Here is a 17,632-nt window from a genome sequence, read left to right as displayed (position 1 = left end):
GGCGAGGGGAGGACCGCGACCCGCGAGGTCGACTTGCGTGCAGAAAATGAAGTGCGCTGTATGACGTCTCGAACACGCCGCACACCTGGCCCGTCGCCATGACGTGCGCGATCGGTGCCCTGCCAGCCGATGCGGATGAAGGTGCCGACCATACCGCGGTCAGTCGAATGTGACCGATAACAGGACTTGCGTCAAGGTGTGTCGAAAATGTTTCGCGAGTGCGCAGGTCAGGTGGACGGTCCGCATCGGAGGCGATCAAAAGCGGAAGATCGATGCCTTCAGGTGGGTTGACAACTCACATGTTACCGATAACATCGACCGAGCCGACTACCTGATAACACGTCATATGACGTGGACTCCCACCACGACATGTGACACGGGAGTCGGCAAGATCGGCAAGTTTTTCGTCGAGGCGTACCGGCGGCGCGGGACCCATCGACTGGCGATCTGTGATGGCTCCATCCGCCGTCAGAGGCCGCCACCTGTCAGGTGCGGCACCTGACAGGCAGCACCCCCACGGCATCCGGCGCGATGGTTCGCGCCCGCCTGGCCATCACTTGTCAGGAAGGGTCTTCATGTCCATCAGGGACGGCCTCCCCCCGCACCGCACCAGACGATGGTTCTCCGCAGGCTCAGCGCTACTGCTGACCGCGACCGGCGCGACCGCCATTCTCACCGCAGGCCCCGCAGGGCTCGGCGGCCCGGTGCCGGCGCAGGCGCACACGATCGTCAGCACCGACTACCAGCAGGTCACCCTCGCCAAGGGGGTGTCCGAGACGGGCGAGCCGATGACGCTGGCCGTGCTGCCGGACCGGTCGGTCCTGCACACCGCGCGCAACGGCACGCTGCGCCGCACCGATGCGGCCGGCAACACGGCCGTGGTCGGCACCATCTCGGTCTACAGCCACGACGAGGAGGGCCTGCAGGGCATCGGGGTCGACCCGAACTTCGCATCGAACCGCTACATCTACCTGTACTACGCCCCGCCGCTGTCGACCCCGAGCGGCGACGCCCCGACCACCGGCAGCAACTGGTCGGCCTGGCAGGGCGTGAACCGGCTCTCCCGGTTCACGCTGAACTCCGACTTCACCGTCAACCAGTCGAGCAAGGTCGACATCCTCGACGTCGCCGCGGACCGCGGCATCTGCTGCCACACCGGCGGCGACATCGACTTCGACGCCGCGGGCAACCTCTACCTGTCCACCGGCGACGACACCAACCCGTTCGAGTCCGCCGGGTTCGCGCCGCTCGACGAGCGGACCAACCGCAACCCCGCCTTCGACGCCCAGCGGTCCGCGGCCAACACCAACGACCTGCGCGGCAAGATCCTCCGGATCAAGGTCAACGCGAACGGGTCGTACTCGATCCCCGACGGCAACATGTTCGTCGACTCCGACAACCGGACCCGTCCCGAGATCTACGCGATGGGGTTCCGCAACCCGTTCCGGATCAGCGTCGACAAGGCCACCGGCGTGGTCTACGTCGGCGACTACGGCCCGGACTCCGGCAGCACCACCAGCCGGGGCCCGAGCGGGCAGGTCGAGTTCAACCGGGTCACCGGGCCGGGCTTCTACGGCTGGCCCTACTGCACCGGAACGAACACCTCCAGCGAGACCTACGCCGAGTGGGACTTCGCCGCCAACAGCGCCGGCTCGAAGTACAACTGCAGCGGCGGCCCGACCAACAACTCCTTCCGCAACACCGGTCTGCCCACCCTCCCGGCCGCCAAGACGGCGTGGATCCGCTACGCCGGCGACTCCGGCAGCCCGTCGGAGTTCGGCAGCGGCTCGGAGTCCCCGATGGGCGGCCCCGTCTACCGGTACGACGCCTCGTCGTCCTCCAGCACCAAGTTCCCCCAGGGCTTCGACGGGCAGTTCTTCGCCGGCGAATTCGGCCGGAGCTGGGTCAAGCCGATCCACGTGAACTCCGACGGCACCCGCGGCGCCATCGAGACCTTCCCCTGGAACGGCAAGCAGGTCATGGACATGGCCTTCGGACCCGACGGCGCGCTGTACGTGCTGGACTACGGCACCGGCTACTACAACGGCGACGCCAACTCGGCCCTGTACCGCTACGACTACGTGGGCAGCGGCAACCGGGCACCGACCGCCGTGGCGACCGCCGACCGGACCTCCGGCACGGCCCCGCTGACCGTGAACTTCTCCGCCGCGGGATCGTCGGACCCCGAGGGCGGAACGCTCACGTACTCGTGGGCCTTCGGTGACGGCACCACGTCGACGTCTGCCAACCCGGCCAAGACCTACACCGCCAACGGCACCTACAACGCCACGCTGACGGTCCGGGACCCGCAGGGCGCCACCGGCACGGCAGGCGTGCAGATCGGCGTCGGCAACACCGCGCCGACGGTCACCATCACCACCCCGGCCAACGGGCAGCTGTTCAGCTTCGGCGACACCGTCCCGTTCAGCATCACGGTGACCGACCCGGAGGACGGCACCATCGACTGCACCAAGGTCAAGATGACCTACGTGCTCGGCCACGACAGCCACGGCCACCAGATCACCTCCCAGAGCGGCTGCACCGGGTCGATCGCGGTTCCCGTCGACGGCGAGCACGACGACGCCGCGAACATCTTCGGCGTCTTCGACGCCGAGTACACCGACGCGGGCGGCCTGACCACGCACACCCAGCACACCCTCCAGCCGCGCAAGCGCCAGGCCGAGCACTTCAAGACCTCGTCCGGGGTCGCCACCTTCGACAAGAGCGCCGCCGAAGGCGGCAAGACCGTCGGTGACATCCACAACGGCGACTGGATCGCGTTCCAGCCGTACCGGATCAACAACGCGACCGGCTTCAGCGCCCGCGTCTCGTCCGCGGGCAGCGGCGGCACGCTGCAGATCCGGGCCGGCTCGGCGACCGGCACCGTGCTCGGCTCGGCGACCGTGCCGGTCACCGGCTCGTGGGACACCTTCGCCACGGTCACCGGCACGATCACCAGCCCGCCGAGCGGCACCACCACGCTGTATCTGACGTTCGCCGGCTCCGGCACCGGGTTCCTGTACGACGTCGACTCGTTCACCCTGACCACCGGCAGTGCCTCCACCGGGACCGGTCCGGTCAAGGGGCTGGCGGGCAAGTGTCTGGACGTGCGCAACGGCGCGACGGCCGACGGCACGCAGATCCAGCTGTTGACCTGCAACGGGGCCGCTGCACAGACGTGGACGGTGTCGGGTTCGACGCTGCGGGCGTTCGGCAAGTGCCTCGACGTGAACGGGGGCGGGACCGCGAACGGCACGAAGATCCAGTTGTGGGCGTGCACCGGCGGCGCGGCGCAGAGCTGGACCTACCAAACGTCGGATCAGACGCTGCGCAATCCGCAGTCGGGCAAGTGCCTGGACGTGTCCGGCAACAACTCGGCCGACGGCACGATCGTGGCCTTGTGGACCTGCAACGGCGGCGCCACCCAGAAGTGGACCCTGCCCTGCCCCGCCGGCCCCTCACCGGCGCCCGCGTGCCGGTGCGGGGCCCCCGCGTCACCTTCCCTACCAAGGAGAGCCACCATGCGCAGACTCCTGCGACCAGTACTCGGCGCGGCCACCGCGGTCCTCGCGGTCCTCGCCGCCACCGCTCCGGCCGGCCCGGCCAGCGCCGCTGACGCCCCGTACGACGTGCTCGTCTTCTCCAAGACGGCCGGCTTCCGGCACGACTCGATCGCGGCCGGCATCTCGGCGATCCAGTCACTCGGCTCGGCCAACAACTTCACCGTCACCGCTACCGAGGACGCCTCCGCGTTCACCACCGGCAACCTCGCCCAGTACGAGGCGGTCGTCTTCCTCAACACCACCGGCGACGTCCTCAACGCCGGCCAGCAGACCGCGTTCGAGTCCTACATCGGCTCCGGCGGCGGCTTCGTCGGCGTGCACGCCGCCGCCGACACCGAATACAGCTGGTCGTTCTACGGCAACCTCGTCGGCGCCTACTTCGCCTCCCACCCGTCGATCCAGCAGGCCAACATCAAGGTCGAGAACCGGGCACACCCGGCCACCGCACACCTGTCGCCGACCTGGACGCGCACCGAGGAGTGGTACAACTACCAGACCAACGCCCGCTCCACTGCCCGGGTGCTGGCCACCGTCGACGAGTCCTCGTACTCCGGCGGCTCCATGGGCGCCGACCACCCGCACTCCTGGTGCAAGACCTACAGCGGCGGCCGGTCCTTCTACACCGGCGGCGGGCACTCGCAGTCGGCGTACTCCGAGACGGCGTTCCGCAGCCACCTGCTCGGCGGCATCCGCTACGCCGCAGGCCGCGCCAAGGCCGACTGCCGCCCGGAGACCGGCTACACCGCCCTCTACAACGGCTCGACCACCGGCTGGTCGCAGACCGGCCCGGGCAGCTTCGGCAACTCCGACGCCACGCTCACCTCGTCGGGCGGCATGGGCATGCTCGCTTACACCACCCGCGAGTACGTCAACTACTCGCTGAAGCTCGACTGGCGGGTGCCGGGCGACGACAACTCCGGGGTCGTCATCGGGTTCCCCGCGGGCAGCACCGCACAGGGCGCGCTGGACAACGGGTACGAGGTCCAGATCGACGCCACCGACTCCGCCGACCGGACCACCGGCGCGATCTACGCCCTCCAGTCCGCCGACATCACCGCCCGCGACGCGGCGCTCAACCCGCCGGGGGAGTGGAACACCTACGAGCTGCTCGTCGAAGGGGAGCGGCTGCAGGTCTTCCTGAACGGATCGAAGATCAACGACTACACCAACACCAACTCGGCCCGTTCGATGGCCGGCTACATCGGCATCCAGAACCACGGCTCGGGCGACGACGTCTCCTTCCGCAACATCCGGATCAAGGACCTGGGCGGCACCCCGCCCACCGGCGACATCACCCGCCAGGCCGAGTCGTACTCCTCAGCCGGCGGAGTCTCGGCGCTGGCCAAGTCGGGTGCGAACGGCGGCCAGGTCCTGGGCAACATCGAGTCCGGCGACTGGGCGGCGTACAACGGTCTCGATCTGACCGGGAGCACCTCGTTCCGGGCCAGGGTGGCATCCGCCGGCGCCGGCGGCACGATCCAGGTCCGGACCGGCTCGGTCACCGGGCCGGTGCTCGGCTCCGTCACGGTGCCCAACACCGGCAGCTGGACGAACTTCCAGAACGTCACCACGAGCCTGTCGGGTGTCCCGTCGAGCACTCAGAACCTGTATCTGACCTTCACCGGCTCCAGTGGCTTCCTCTTCGACGTGGACGAGTTCGTCCTGGTCAAGGGCACCAGCACCGCTGGCACCGGCCCGATCAAGGGGTTGGCGGGCAAGTGCCTGGACGTGCGCAACGGTGCGAGCGCCGACGGCACGCAGATCCAGCTGTACACCTGCAACGGTGGTGCCCCGCAGACGTGGACGGTGTCGGGTTCGACGCTGCGGGCGCTCGGCAAGTGCCTGGACGTCAGCGGCGGCGGGACCGCGAACGGCACGAAGATCCAGTTGTGGACGTGCACCGGTGGCGGGGCGCAGAACTGGGCTGCGCAGTCAGACGGCACGCTGCGCAATCCGCAGTCGGGCAAGTGCCTGGACGTGTCCGGCAACAACTCGGCCGACGGCACGGTCGTGGCCTTGTGGACCTGCAACGGCGGCGCCAACCAGAAGTGGACCCTGCCCTGATCCGGCCTCGATCCGTACCCCGAACTCTGTGAGGTAGCCCGATGGTTCATCCGAACAAAGGCCGCTCCCGATGGGTGGCAGCCGCCACCATGGCCCTGGCCCTGGCATCCGCGGGTGTCGCCGTCGCCGTGCAGGCCGAAGTCGCCCAGGCGGCGACGGTCGGCACGCCCACGCGGATCGTGGGCGGCCAGTCCGGCCGGTGCCTGGAGGTGCCCAACTCCGGCACCGGCAACGGCCTGCAGACACAGCTGTGGGACTGCAACGGCGCCGCCGGCCAGGCCTGGACTCTCACCACGGCGGGCCAGCTGACGGTCTACGGCAACAAGTGCCTCGACGCCTCCGGCCGGGGCACGACCAACGGCACGCAGGCGATCATCTGGGACTGCAACGGCCAGACCAACCAGCAGTGGAACGTCAACGCCAACGGCACCATCACCGGCGTCCAGTCGGGCCTGTGCCTTGACGCCAACGCCGCCGCGACCGCCAACGGCACCAAGGTGCTGCTCTGGGCCTGCCACGGCGGCGCCAACCAGCAGTGGACGCAGTCGGTGCCGGGCTCGCCGAGCCCGACCCCGACCTCGGCGCCTCCCGCCGGGGGCGGCCCCTGTGACATCTACGGTGCGGGCGGCACGCCCTGCGTCGCGGCGCACAGCACCACCCGGGCCCTCTACCAGTCCTACAGCGGAAACCTGTACCAGGTCAGGCGCTCGTCGGACAACACCACCCGCAACATCGGCGTGCTCGGTACCGGCGGCGTCGCCAACGCGGCCGCGCAGGACTCGTTCTGCGTGAACACCACCTGTGTCATCACGGTGCTGTTCGACCAGTCCGGGCGCGGCAACGACCTGTGGTATCAGGGCTCCAGCGTGGTCCCCGGATCACCGCAGAGCCGTCCGGCCACGGCGACGACCGAGTCGCTTACGGTCGGTGGCAGCAAGGCGTACTCGCTGTACATCAACCCCGGCAACAGCTACTGGCGCGACGGACACCTGACGGGTGTCCCGACCGGCAGCGCACCCGAGGGAATGTACATGGTCACCAGCGGCACCCACGTCAACAGCGGCTGCTGCTTCGACTACGGCAACAGCGAGACCACCCGCAAGGCCGACGCGGCCGGCGCCATGGACGCGATCTACTTCGGCACCAGTTGCTGGTTCGGCGGCTGCTCCGGTTCCGGGCCCTGGGTCCAGGCCGATCTCGAATGGGGCCTCTTCCCGGGCGGCAGCAGCACCTGGAACCCTAACCAGCGGGCATTCACCAGCAAGTTCGTCACGGCGACGTTGAAGAACAACGGCGTCTCGCGATTCGCGATCAAGGGCAGCAACGCCCAGTCCGGCAGCCTGTACACCCTCTGGGACGGTGCGCTTCCCAGCGGATACAGCCCGATGAAGAAGCAGGGCGCCATCGTGCTGGGCAGCGGCGGAGACTGCTGCAAGCCCGATGGCGGAGCCAACGCCAGCGCCGGCACGTTCTACGAGGGCGCCATGGTCTCGGGCTACCCGTCCGATGCCACCGAGAACGCGGTCCAGGCGAACATCGTCGCCGCGGGCTACCGATGAACCAGACTGGCCTTCGGCCCTGACAGCACGAGCGGCGCCGCCGCGCCATGGCCGCGGCGACCGAGCTGAGCAGACCCCGGCGGTGATCGGCGATCGTGCCGACGCCGCCGGGGAAACTCTGTAGCGGAGGTCGTAGCGGCTCTTCTGCCGCACGGCCGGCAGCGCACGGCAGCTCAGCTGCCGGTCTTCCACATGCCCGGCTCCCACGGCTGGAAGGACTGCGGCGCGAAGGTCAGCATCCCGCCGACCTGCTCGTTCGGGCAGATGTCGATGCGCTGCGCGCGTTCGGTGAGCTCGTCGGTGTAGCCGTCGAACGGGACGTCGACCTGGCTGGTGCCGGCGGCCAGGAGCTGGGTGTGGTGGGGGCCTTTGGCCATGCGTACGACGAGGGTGATCGGTTGCCGCAGCGGCGGTTCGAAGGTCAGCTCCGCCGAGATCGGATAGGCGAACGTCTTCAGCGGCCCGACCCGGTGCTGCCAGCCTTTCACCCGGAACCGGCAGCCGATGCCGGCGATCCGGCCGCCGTCGTGCGGCACCTGCAGGTCCCATCGCACCGCGGGGATCGGGTCGAGCCGGCGCGGCAGGCCCAGCGCGGGAGCCAGCACTGCCATCTCGATGAGCATCTGGCCGATGAGCCGCATTGATTCGTCCCCCTCGGTGAACACCGCCTTGCGGGCCGCGTCCAGCTTGGCGTCGCGGCTGAACAGGCCGGCGGCGCCCTGGCCGCGCACCAGCCGTTGCGCCTCCGGTTCGGGATCGAACTGCTTCACTCTGGCGACCAGCGCCGCATCGAGCAGCGCCGCCTCCACGTCGGGCAGGGAGGCGGCGGCCGCCGCCGTACGCCCGGTGGCGATGGAGACCAGCAACAGGTAGCGGCCGGCGGTGGCGCGCCGCAGCGGTGACGATTCACCGGCTGCGGACTGGGCATGGATGAACTGCTGCCGGGCCAGCTCGAGGTCCGCTGCCCGACGGGCGGGGTCGCCGGCCAGGTTCGCCTCGAACAGGTATCGCGTCCCGTTGCTGAGCGCGGTCGCGTAGTTCTTCCTGTCCAGCTCGGCCAGTTGTGCTTCGACGCCGGCCAGCCGCTGGTTGATGCCGTTCTCCGTCGCCGTCAGCGAGGCGAAGAGCTCACCTGCCACGCCGGCGAGCTTGTCGTCGCCGCCCAGCGCACCGAGGACCATGACGATGCCGTGCTTGGCGGCCAGCATGGCGATCGCGCTGAACGGTTCCATCGCGCCATCGGACCACCGCCGAACCGCCGTCGCCATCGTCGAAATGGTCGGCGATCACCGTGTTCGACGAGGGTCGCCGCGCGACTGCTTCGCGTTCGGAGCTGATGATCTGCCAGCGCACATGACTAAACCGGGCGTACGGTTCAATTGGTGCGCTGCGGGCATGGGCGCCGCGCGTGTGACACCGAGATCGTGGGCAGGCGAGAGGAGCATGCGATGAACACGATCGGTTATGTCGGCCTCGGCGCGATGGGCGGCCGGATGGCCGGGCGCCTGCTCGACCTCGGGGACCGGGTGTACGGCACCAACCGCACCCGGGCCAAGGCAGAACCGCTGATCGAGCGCGGTCTCACCTGGTGTGACACGCCACGGGAGGTCGCCGCCGCGGCGCAGGTCGTCTTCAGCATGGTGACCGACGACGCCGCCCTGGAGTCGGTCACATCCGGCCCGGACGGGATCCTCGCCGGCCTGGGACCCGGGAAGATCTACATCGACATGAGCACGGTGAGCCCGGCCGCCAGCAGCGGGATCGGCGACCAGGTGCGCGGGATCGGCGCGCACATGCTCGCCGCCCCCGTCTCCGGCAGCGTCCGCGCCGTGGAGCAGGGCAGCCTCGCCATCATGGTCGGCGGCGACACCGAACCTTTCCACGCGGTCGAACCGCTGCTGCATCAGCTGGGCCAACAGGTGACCCATGTCGGCGGCAACGCCGAGGCGCTGCTGCTCAAGCTGGCCATCAACGACAGCCTGGCCGCGCAGTTGCTGGCGTTCTGTGAAGGCGTGCTGCTGGCCGAGCGGGGCGGGGTCGACCGCAAGAAGGCGATCGAGGTGATGAATGGCAGCGCCATCGGTTCGCCGTCGCTGCGCGCCCGGGCTGACTTCCTGCTCGATCCGCTGGCCGAGCCGTGGTTCGACGTGGTGCTGATGCAGAAGGACATCCGCCTTGCTCTTGCCACCGCCGACTCGCTCGGCGTGGCGCTGCCGGCGGCGCAGGTCACCGACGCGCTGCTCAGCAAAGCTCGTGAGCTGGGATACGCCGACCGCGACATCGCCATCATGATCGAAGTACTGCAGCAGATTCCCGCCGCGTCGGCGCGGCCGTGACTGCTCTACGGTCCGCTGTACCACCGCCTGCTGCACGGCGCACGCGCCGTTTAGCGGTCGTCGACATGTTGCCGGCCGGACTGTGCCGTTGTCCCGCCCGGAGCCGTCGTCGAAATCCTGGAAAAGCACGGTCCGGCGGCGCGATTCGAGGCACCGTAGGACCAGGAACGCGACAGTGAATGGACGGATGCCATGCCACTTGAAGGTGAGTACGAACCCAGTCCGGAGAAGTGGGTGCGCGATCAGGTGGAGCTCTACGAGAGTTCCGGCGGCACCAAGGGCACGACGCTGATGGACACCGGCCTGCCGGTGATCATCCTGGCCACCCTGGGCGCCAAGAGCGGCAAGATCCGCAAGACTCCGCTGATGCGCGTCGAGCACGACGGCCGGTACGCCGTGGTGGCCTCGTTGGGTGGAGCGCCCAAGCATCCCGTCTGGTACTACAACGTCCTGCAGAACCCCACGGTGGAGCTCCAGGACGGTCCCCGGCGCCGGGAGATGGCGGCCCGCGAGGTGACCGGCGAGGAGAAGGCGCAATGGTGGGACCGGGCCGTCGCGGCGTATCCGCCGTACGCCGACTACCAGAAGAAGACCGACCGCGAGATCCCCGTGTTCGTCCTGGAACCGACCGGCAGCTGAGCGGTCAAGCCCCAGGGCGCCCGCGCGGCCGACATCACCAGCGGGGTGGCCAGGCGTTTTCGCCCTTGCGCGGGCCTCTGCGGAAGCGACGTATCGATGACATCGGCCGTTCGGCCTAGCCGGGGTCACACGCTTGGCTGCTTACCCCTATCCTCTCGTGGTGATCTCGAACCTCAACACCACGGAAATCCTTCTTGTGCTGCCCGTCGCGGCCGTGACGGTCGCCATCCTCGGCTACTTCGCCGGCCGGGCCTTCCGGCAGCGCCGCTCACGGGCCGGCCGGTGACCGGACGGCGAGCGTCCCGGCCCGGCCCGAACCGCCGTCCGCGGCAGCAGTGATTCGGCGACCATCATGACCTTGTCGCCGACGGCAGGCTCGTGGCGTGCGACGGGTCGGTGGCGGGCGGCGGCGCCGGTTTGTCCGGATCGGCGTCCATGTCACCGGCCAGTAGCTTCAGCAGGCCGGTGACCGCCAGCACCCGGCGCACGATGCCGGTGGCCCCGACGACGTGGAAGGCGACACCCGAACCGAGCGCGCGCTCACGGGCGGTGATCAGGACATGCAGCCCGGTCGAATCCATGAACGAGACCTGGGCGAGGTCGACGACGACTCTCGTGACGCCCGCCGTGTGGATTGCCGAGTAAAGGGTGTTCAGCAGGTCGTCACGGGCTGTCAGATCGATCTCGCCGGAGACGGCCACGACCGCCTCGCGCGGGTCGTCGCCGTGCACGTCGACGTCTGTGACCTCCACGTCAACTTTCCTCTCCTTCGGAGGGCACGGGCTCCAGGCCGGTCGCTGCCGAGACCTTGTCGACGTCCTGCTGTCCGTATGCGGTGCGCACACCTGACACCGACATCCCCGCCGCCGAAGCCAGCTCACCCAGCGTGTACGGGTGCGGATACACGAACTGGCGACCGTACGCCAGCAGCAGCCGGATCTCCTCCTCGGCCCGCATCCGCCGGGCATGCGCGTCCGCCAGTGCGGCCAGCACCGCATCGCTGCTGGACACCGCAGCCGGGTTCTGCACAGCCGCCAATACGGTCCTCACGTCGGCGGCCACTCTGCGCGTACTCACGCGACGAGATTCGCACGATCGTGCGGTGAGCGCAAGACAAGATGATCAACGTAAGAAACGGCACAGTTCGACGGACTGGTTGGAGAACGACGGCTTGTGTGCTCAGCGGTCCTGGTATGGGCCACCCGGGGGGTCGATGACCTCAGGCGGCGTTGCGCGAGTCCTCGGCATGGCTGGTGGGGCGGCTCGGCGCACGCACTCCTGGCCCAGGCGGGCGTTAGATCATCTCGGTGCGGCGAGGTGGCGCGCGAGGTGGTCGATCACGTCACGGGCGTCGTCTTCGATGCCGTGGATGAAGGTGGACTTGCGCCGCCGCAGCAGGGGCAGCCCCAGCGCGTACAGCCCGGGGCTGTCGACCACGCCGCCGTCATGCGTCAGCCGGCCCTTCGCGTCGATGACGGGCACGTCGAGCCAGCGGTAGTCGGGCCGGAACCCGGTCGCCCACAGGACCGTGCGGACCTCGCTGCTGTGCAGGTCCAGCTGGAGTCGCGCGGTCTCGGCCGCGGCGGTCGGCGCGAAACGTTCGGGCGGGTCGACGTCGATGTCGCGACCGGCGGCCCACTCGTCGAACGTGTCCAGCAGCCGCCGCAACTTCAGATCCGCGAGCGAGAACACGTTGCGCAGACCGCCGGAGAACAGCGCCCGGCCGTCGCGCACCGCCGCCAGGCGGCCGACGAGCTCGACCCCCATGGCGGCGAGCGCGTTGAGGTCCAGTGTGGTGCGCTCGGGTGTGCCGACCAGCTGCGGCGAGGGCAGCCGCCGGGCCCGGGCGAGGTCGTCGACTTCGTCGTAGCGCTGGTCCCACAGGCCCGAGGCGTCCATCCACCACAGCACGTCGCGCCCGCGGTAGGTGCGCGGCAGGCGTACGTGCTCGCCCACCGACAGGATCACCGGCCGGCCCGCTCGGCGCAGCTCCGCCGCCAGCTGCACTCCAGTCGCCGACGCGCCGACGACGAGCACCCCGCCGTCGGGAAGCTGGGCCGGGCCGCGGTAGTCGAACGGGGTCAGCCGCGTGACGGTCTTGGGGACGGCTTCGGCGAACGGAGGAACCGTCGGCTGGTTGCAGGCTCCGCTGGCGATGACGACCGTGCGGCAATGGATCCGGCCGTTGCTCGTGGTCGCGACGTATCCGCCGTCGGCGCGCCGTAGCGAGGTGACGTTCGTGCCGGTGCGGACCGGCGCCCCCGAGGCGGTGGCGTAGGCGTCGAGGAACGCGGTCACCTCGCCCATCGTCTGGTAGCCGTCGGGGTCCGGGCCGTCGTAGCGCTGTCCCGGCAGGCGGGTCTGCCAGTTGGGTGTGAGCAGCCGCAGGGAGTCCCAGCGTTCCCGCCGCCAGGAGTTGGCCACCTCGCCGCGCTCGAGCACGACGTGGTCGATCGAACGGCCGGCGAGGAAACGGCTGGCGGCCAGGCCGGCGTGTCCCGCTCCGATGACGACCGTGGTGGCGCGCTCGATGGCCCGGCCCTCCTCAGGCGACTTCGACGGTGACGTCGGTGGGGTTGGTGAGCGCGTCGAAGACGGCCGAACGCTTCTGTGACTGGGCGACCAGCGCCTCGATCTCCTGCTGGGAGGCGTCGGCGTCGATGGTGAAGGTCACCTTGATGTTGTTGAAGCCGTTGCGGACGTCGCCGTCGACGCCGAGGATGCCGCGGATGTCGTGGTTGCCCTCGACGGTGGACTCGACCGAGCGCAGCTGGATGCCGCGGTTCTGCGCGACCGAGGCCACGCCTGCGGTGAGGCAGCTCGCGAGGCCGACCAGGAGGTATTCGATCGGCGTGATGCCGTTGTCCTCGGCCGCGAACACCTCGGGGTGGTCGGCGTCGAAGACGGCCTCGGCCTTGTGGCTCTGCTCCTGGCCCAGGCCGAAGAAGTTCTGGATCGTCGTGGTGCTGTGCACGCCCTTCTGCCATTTGGACGTGGCGCGCCAGGTGAACTGGGCGGCTTCGGCGGCGTCCTTGAGGACCTCGCGGGCGTCGAGCAGTGCCTTGACGTTGACGCCGTTATCGACGATGGTCATGTCGGCGTACCCCTCTCCATGGTTATCCTATAATTCCTATCGGACAACACGACATTACACCGACCCTCCTTCAAGGACCAGCCATGACCGCGCCCCCGGCCCTGCCCGCCGCCTCGGTCGGCAGCGTCGACACGCAGCACCTCGACCTGCCCGGACTGCTCCGATTGGACTGTGGCCGCGACTTCGGGCCGATCCGCGTGGCGTACGAGACCTACGGCGCCCTGTCACCCGCACGAGACAACGTCATCCTGGTCTGCCACGCCCTCAGCGGCGACGCCCACGCGGCCGGCTACGCCACGACACCGGCGCAGGCGGGCACCCGCGACGGCTTCGCCGCCGAGGCCCGCGACGGCGCGGCGGGCCGAGCGCTCGGCTGGTGGGACGGGATGATCGGCCCCGGCAAGGCGTTCGACACCGACCGGTACTTCGTGGTGTCCACCAACGTGCTCGGCGGCTGCCGCGGCACCACCGGCCCGTCCTCGACCGACCCGGTGACCGGGCGGGCGTACGGATCGGACTTCCCCGTCGTCACCGTCGCCGACATGGTCCGCACGCAACGCGCCTTCCTGGGCGAACTCGGCATCGACCGGCTCGCCGCGGTGGCCGGCGGTTCGCTCGGCGGCATGCAGGCGATGCAGTGGGCGGTCCTGTACCCCGACCAGGTCGACGCGGTCGTCGCGATCGCCAGCACGCACGCGCTGCATCCGCAGGGCGTGGCCTGGAACGCGATCGCCCGGGACGCCATCATGCGCGACGTCTCCTGGCAGGGCGGCCACTACCACGGCACCGGCCGGGCGCCCGACGCCGGCATGGGCCTGGCGCGGATGGTCGGCCACATCACCTACCTGTCCGCACCGGCGCTGGACGACAAGTTCGGCCGGCGGCTGCAGTTCGCCGACGACATCCGCCACACCATCAGCGAACCCGAGTTCGAGATCGAGAACTACCTGCGCCACCAGGCGGACGCGTTCGTCAAACGCTTCGACGCCAACACCTACCTCTATCTGTCCCGGGCGCTGACCTACTTCGACCTCGCCCGCCAGCACGGCGGATCGCTCACCCGGGCGCTGCGCGACATCACGGCACGCACGCTGCTGATCGCGTTCAGCTCGGACTGGCTGTACCCGCCGACCGCCTCCCGCGAGATCGAGCAGGCCCTGCTCGCCTCCGGAAAACCGGTCGAGTACCACCTGATCGACGCCCCGTACGGGCACGACTGCTTCCTGCTGGAGGAGGCACGGCAGACCCCCATCATCCGCCGCTTCCTCGCGCAGGCGCAGGCAGCCGCATGACGCGCAGGAAGAGGCATCCGTGACCGACCGACCCGTCGAACAGGACCGCACGTTCGGGTTCGAGACGCGGCAACTGCACGCCGGGCAGCGGCCCGACCCGAACACGGGCGCCCGCGCCGTGCCGATCTTCCAGACGACCAGCTACGTCTTCGAAGACCCGGAATCCGCGGCGGCCTACTTCAACCTCCAGGAGTACGGCAACACCTACTCGCGGATCATGAATCCGACCGTCGCGGTGTTCGAGGAGCGCGTCGCCAACCTCGAAGGCGGCTGCGGCGCGGTGGCGTTCGCCAGCGGCATCGCCGCCCAGGCCGCCGCGCTGTTCACCCTGCTCGAACCCGGCGACCACCTGGTGTCGTCCTCGGCCCTGTACGGCGGGACCGTCAACCAGCTCAAACACCTGCTGCGCAAGATGAACGTCGAACTGACCTGGGTCGACCCCGACGACCCGGAAGCGTGGCGCAAGGCGGTGCGCGCCAACACGAAGGCGTTCTTCGGCGAGACGATCGGCAACCCGGCCGGCAACGTCCTGGACATCGAGACCGTCGCGGCCATCGCGCACGAGCACGGCCTGCCGCTGATCGTGGACAACACGTTCGCGACGCCGTACCTGTGCCGCCCGATCGAGTGGGGCGCCGACATCGTGGTCCACTCCGCGACGAAGTTCATCGGCGGCCACGGCACCAGCATCGGCGGCGTCGTCGTCGAGGCCGGCACGTTCGACTGGTCCAACGGGCGCTTCCCGGTGATCGCCGATCCCTCCCCGGCCTACCACGGCCTGCAGTTCCACGAGACGTTCGGCGCGTACGGATACCTGATGAAACTGCGCGCCGAGACCCTGCGCGACCTCGGCGCGGCGCTCGCGCCGTTCAACGCGTTCCTGTTCCTGCAAGGGCTGGAGACGCTGTCGCTGCGCATGCAGCGCCACGTCGAGAACGCGCAGGTGATCGCGGCCTTCCTGGATTCGCACGAACTGGCCGCCAACGTCACCTATCCGGCGCTGCCCGCCAGCAGGCACCAGCCGCTGGTGCGCAAGTACCTACCGCGGGGCGCGGGCGCGGTCTTCTCGTTCGACTGCGTGGGCGGGCGGGCCGGCGGCCAGGACCTCATCCGGGGTGTGACCCTCTGGTCCCACCTGGCCAACGTCGGCGACGCGAAGAGCCTGATCATCCACCCGGCGAGCACGACGCACCGGCAGCTCGGCGATGACGAGCTGCGGGCGGCCGGCGTCGCGCCGGGCACGGTGCGACTGTCGGTGGGCACCGAGTCCGTCGACGATCTGATCTGGGACCTGGAGCAGGGTTTCTCCCACGTGGCCGCGGCTGCGGCCAGGAGGTGACGCGATGACCGACCTCAGTCCTTACCAGGACACCGCGACGATCCAGCGGGTGCTGCACACCGCCAGGACGATCGCCGTGGTGGGCCTGTCGAGCAACCAGCTGCGCGCCAGCTTCTTCGTCGGCTACTACCTCCAGCGGCACGGCTACCGGGTGATCCCGGTGAACCCCCGCGAGACCGAGATCCTCGGGCAGCAGAGCTATCCGAGCCTGCGCGAGGTGCCGGTGCCGGTGGACGTGGTGAACGTCTTCCGCGCGCCGGACGCACTGCCGGGCATCGCCCGCGAGGCCGTGGAGATCCAGGCCGGGGCCCTGTGGTGCCAGTTCGGCGTCGTCAACGCCGAGGGCGCGCGGATCGCCGAGGACGGCGGCCTGGACGTGATCGTGGACCGCTGCCTCAAGATCGAGCACGCGCGCTACCTGGGCCGTATGCACTGGCTCGGCTTCAACACCCGACGCGTCACCTCGGTGCGGTCCGGGCTCCAGTAGGCGGCGGCTGACCTGGGGCGCCGGGGACCACCGCGGCGGCGTCGACTTCGCGCACGAAAGCCCGGGCTGAGCCACGCTGCGCCCCGGCGATCTTCCGCGCGCCGTGCCGAGCGCATAAGCTAGCAGGCCGGTCGGAAATGTAGGAATGAGCCGACCGGTGAGCGAGGAGAACACGGATGACGCAGTTCCACTGGTTCCTGCCCACCTCGGGCGACGGCACCGAGGTCGGCTCGGCCACGGTGGCGGCGGGTGCGGCCCGGCACGCCCGCACGGCGTCGATCGGCTACCTCGCCGACGTCGCCCGCGCCGCCGAGCAGTCCGGCTTCACCGCCGCGCTGACCCCGGTCGGCGCGGCCTGCCCGGACCCGTGGATCGTATGCGCCGCCGTCGCCCAGCACACCGAGCGGCTCAAGCTGCTGGTCGCGTTCCGGACCGGGTTCGCGCTGCCCACGCTGGTCGCCCAGCAGGCCGAGGCGTTCCAGGCGATGTCCGGCGGGCGGCTGGCCCTCAACGCCGTCACCGGCGGCGACGGCGCCGAGCAGCGGGCGTACGGCGACTTCCTCGACCACGGCGAGCGCTACAGCCGCACCGCGGAATGCCTGGACGTCATCCGGCGCTGCTGGGCGGGGGAGCGGTTCGACTACCAGGGCGACCACTACCGCGTCGAGGCCGGCGGCTTCGGCCGGGCACTCGACCCGGCCCCGCCGATCTACTTCGGCGGCGCGTCGGCGGCCGCCGAGCAGGTCGCCGCGCGCCTGTCGGACGTGTACCTGATGTGGGGCGAGCCGCCGGCCGCGATCGGCGAGCGGGCCGCCCGGATGCGCGCCCTGGCCGCCGAGCACGGCCGTGCCCTGCGGCTGGGCCTGCGCATCCACGTGATCGCCCGGCCCACCGCCGAGCAGGCCTGGGCCGAGGCCGACCGGCTCCTGTCGGGCATGGACCCGGAACGCATCGCCGCCGCGCAGCAGCGGTTCGCCCGGATGGAGTCGGTCGGCCAGGCCCGCATGGCGGCCCTGCACGGCGGCCGGGCGGACAGCCTGGTCATCGCGCCGAACCTGTGGGCCGGGGTGGGTCTGGTCCGCGAAGGCGCGGGCACGGCCTTGGTCGGCAGCTACGCCGAGGTCGCCGAGCGGATCAGCGAGTACGCCGCCCTGGGCGTCGACGAGTTCATCCTGTCGGCCTGGCCGCACCTGGAGGAGGCCCGCCGGGTCGGCGAGCACGTGCTGCCGCTGGTGCGCACCTCGGCGTGACAACCCGGG

14 protein-coding genes are annotated in these 17,632 nt (G+C 70.0%); 9 read left to right on the top strand and 5 right to left on the bottom strand.

The window, feature by feature from the left end:
* The first annotated feature begins 575 nt into the window (after positions 1-575).
* Entirely contained in the window at positions 576-5,627 is a 5,052-nt protein-coding gene (locus tag F9C41_RS41080; RefSeq protein ID WP_230689296.1) for a ThuA domain-containing protein, read from the top strand.
* A 41-nt stretch (positions 5,628-5,668) separates the two neighbouring features.
* A complete protein-coding gene (locus tag F9C41_RS04785; RefSeq protein WP_230689295.1) occupies positions 5,669-7,186 on the top strand; it encodes an arabinofuranosidase catalytic domain-containing protein in 1,518 nt (505 codons plus the stop codon).
* Positions 7,187-7,359: 173 nt separating this feature from the next.
* Here F9C41_RS04785 and F9C41_RS04780 read toward each other — a convergent pair whose 3' ends face one another.
* Positions 7,360-8,418, bottom strand: a complete 1,059-nt coding sequence (locus F9C41_RS04780) for a hypothetical protein (RefSeq protein WP_155385317.1) — start codon at positions 8,416-8,418, stop codon at positions 7,360-7,362.
* Positions 8,419-8,634: 216 nt separating this feature from the next.
* Here F9C41_RS04780 and F9C41_RS04775 point away from each other — a divergent pair, with 216 nt between their 5' ends.
* The 3 genes from F9C41_RS04775 to F9C41_RS41745 all read left to right on the top strand — a co-directional run bounded on the left by F9C41_RS04775 (position 8,635) and on the right by F9C41_RS41745 (position 10,447).
* Positions 8,635-9,522, top strand: coding sequence for an NAD(P)-dependent oxidoreductase (locus tag F9C41_RS04775; RefSeq protein ID WP_155385316.1), 888 nt, complete (start codon positions 8,635-8,637; stop codon positions 9,520-9,522).
* 192 nt (positions 9,523-9,714) lie between these two features.
* Positions 9,715-10,161 carry a nitroreductase family deazaflavin-dependent oxidoreductase gene (locus F9C41_RS04770; RefSeq protein WP_155385315.1) on the top strand — a complete coding sequence of 149 codons (447 nt, stop codon included), beginning with the start codon at positions 9,715-9,717 and terminating at the stop codon, positions 10,159-10,161.
* A gap of 160 nt (positions 10,162-10,321) precedes the next feature.
* A complete protein-coding gene (locus F9C41_RS41745) occupies positions 10,322-10,447 on the top strand; it encodes a hypothetical protein (RefSeq protein WP_269058896.1) in 126 nt (41 codons plus the stop codon).
* Positions 10,448-10,511: 64 nt separating this feature from the next.
* Here F9C41_RS41745 and F9C41_RS04765 read toward each other — a convergent pair whose 3' ends face one another.
* The 4 genes from F9C41_RS04765 to F9C41_RS04750 all read right to left on the bottom strand — a co-directional run bounded on the left by F9C41_RS04765 (position 10,512) and on the right by F9C41_RS04750 (position 13,255).
* On the bottom strand, positions 10,512-10,913 hold the full coding sequence (locus F9C41_RS04765) for an STAS domain-containing protein (protein ID WP_230689294.1): 402 nt from the start codon (positions 10,911-10,913) through the stop codon (positions 10,512-10,514).
* A gap of 1 nt (position 10,914) precedes the next feature.
* Positions 10,915-11,238: a hypothetical protein gene (locus F9C41_RS04760; protein WP_155385314.1), complete on the bottom strand. Its 324-nt coding sequence runs from the start codon at positions 11,236-11,238 to the stop codon at positions 10,915-10,917.
* Positions 11,239-11,460: 222 nt separating this feature from the next.
* The gene (locus F9C41_RS04755) at positions 11,461-12,669 is read right to left on the bottom strand and encodes an NAD(P)-binding domain-containing protein (protein WP_269058899.1); all 1,209 of its coding nucleotides are present in this window, start codon (positions 12,667-12,669) and stop codon (positions 11,461-11,463) included.
* A gap of 37 nt (positions 12,670-12,706) precedes the next feature.
* Entirely contained in the window at positions 12,707-13,255 is a 549-nt protein-coding gene (locus F9C41_RS04750) for an OsmC family protein (RefSeq protein ID WP_155385312.1), read from the bottom strand.
* An 83-nt stretch (positions 13,256-13,338) separates the two neighbouring features.
* Here F9C41_RS04750 and metX point away from each other — a divergent pair, with 83 nt between their 5' ends.
* The 4 genes from metX to F9C41_RS04730 all read left to right on the top strand — a co-directional run bounded on the left by metX (position 13,339) and on the right by F9C41_RS04730 (position 17,623).
* Entirely contained in the window at positions 13,339-14,547 is a 1,209-nt protein-coding gene (gene metX, locus F9C41_RS04745; protein WP_155385311.1) for a homoserine O-acetyltransferase MetX, read from the top strand.
* A 19-nt stretch (positions 14,548-14,566) separates the two neighbouring features.
* Complete coding sequence (locus tag F9C41_RS04740; RefSeq protein WP_155385310.1) at positions 14,567-15,886, top strand: O-acetylhomoserine aminocarboxypropyltransferase/cysteine synthase family protein; 1,320 nt, start codon at positions 14,567-14,569, stop codon at positions 15,884-15,886.
* A 4-nt stretch (positions 15,887-15,890) separates the two neighbouring features.
* A complete protein-coding gene (locus F9C41_RS04735; RefSeq protein ID WP_155385309.1) occupies positions 15,891-16,373 on the top strand; it encodes a CoA-binding protein in 483 nt (160 codons plus the stop codon).
* Positions 16,374-16,549: 176 nt separating this feature from the next.
* The gene (locus F9C41_RS04730) at positions 16,550-17,623 is read left to right on the top strand and encodes an LLM class flavin-dependent oxidoreductase (RefSeq protein ID WP_155385308.1); all 1,074 of its coding nucleotides are present in this window, start codon (positions 16,550-16,552) and stop codon (positions 17,621-17,623) included.
* Positions 17,624-17,632 lie beyond the last annotated feature (9 nt).

This window comes from Catellatospora paridis, from assembly GCF_009720365.1.
GTDB lineage: Bacteria > Actinomycetota > Actinomycetes > Mycobacteriales > Micromonosporaceae > Catellatospora > Catellatospora paridis.
This window is presented reverse-complemented; position numbering and strand designations above follow the sequence as displayed.

Bases quoted from the DNA above. Each gene is read 5' to 3' on its own strand.
- F9C41_RS41080 (WP_230689296.1), top strand. From the start codon at position 576: ATGTCCATCAGGGACGGCCTCCCCCCGCACCGCACCAGACGATGGTTC.
- F9C41_RS04785 (WP_230689295.1), top strand. From the start codon at position 5,669: ATGGTTCATCCGAACAAAGGCCGCTCCCGATGGGTGGCAGCCGCCACC.
- F9C41_RS04780 (WP_155385317.1), bottom strand. From the start codon at position 8,418: ATGGAACCGTTCAGCGCGATCGCCATGCTGGCCGCCAAGCACGGCATC.
- F9C41_RS04775 (WP_155385316.1), top strand. From the start codon at position 8,635: ATGAACACGATCGGTTATGTCGGCCTCGGCGCGATGGGCGGCCGGATG.
- F9C41_RS04770 (WP_155385315.1), top strand. From the start codon at position 9,715: ATGCCACTTGAAGGTGAGTACGAACCCAGTCCGGAGAAGTGGGTGCGC.
- F9C41_RS04750 (WP_155385312.1), bottom strand. From the start codon at position 13,255: ATGACCATCGTCGATAACGGCGTCAACGTCAAGGCACTGCTCGACGCC.
- metX (WP_155385311.1), top strand. From the start codon at position 13,339: ATGACCGCGCCCCCGGCCCTGCCCGCCGCCTCGGTCGGCAGCGTCGAC.
- F9C41_RS04735 (WP_155385309.1), top strand. From the start codon at position 15,891: ATGACCGACCTCAGTCCTTACCAGGACACCGCGACGATCCAGCGGGTG.
- F9C41_RS04730 (WP_155385308.1), top strand. From the start codon at position 16,550: ATGACGCAGTTCCACTGGTTCCTGCCCACCTCGGGCGACGGCACCGAG.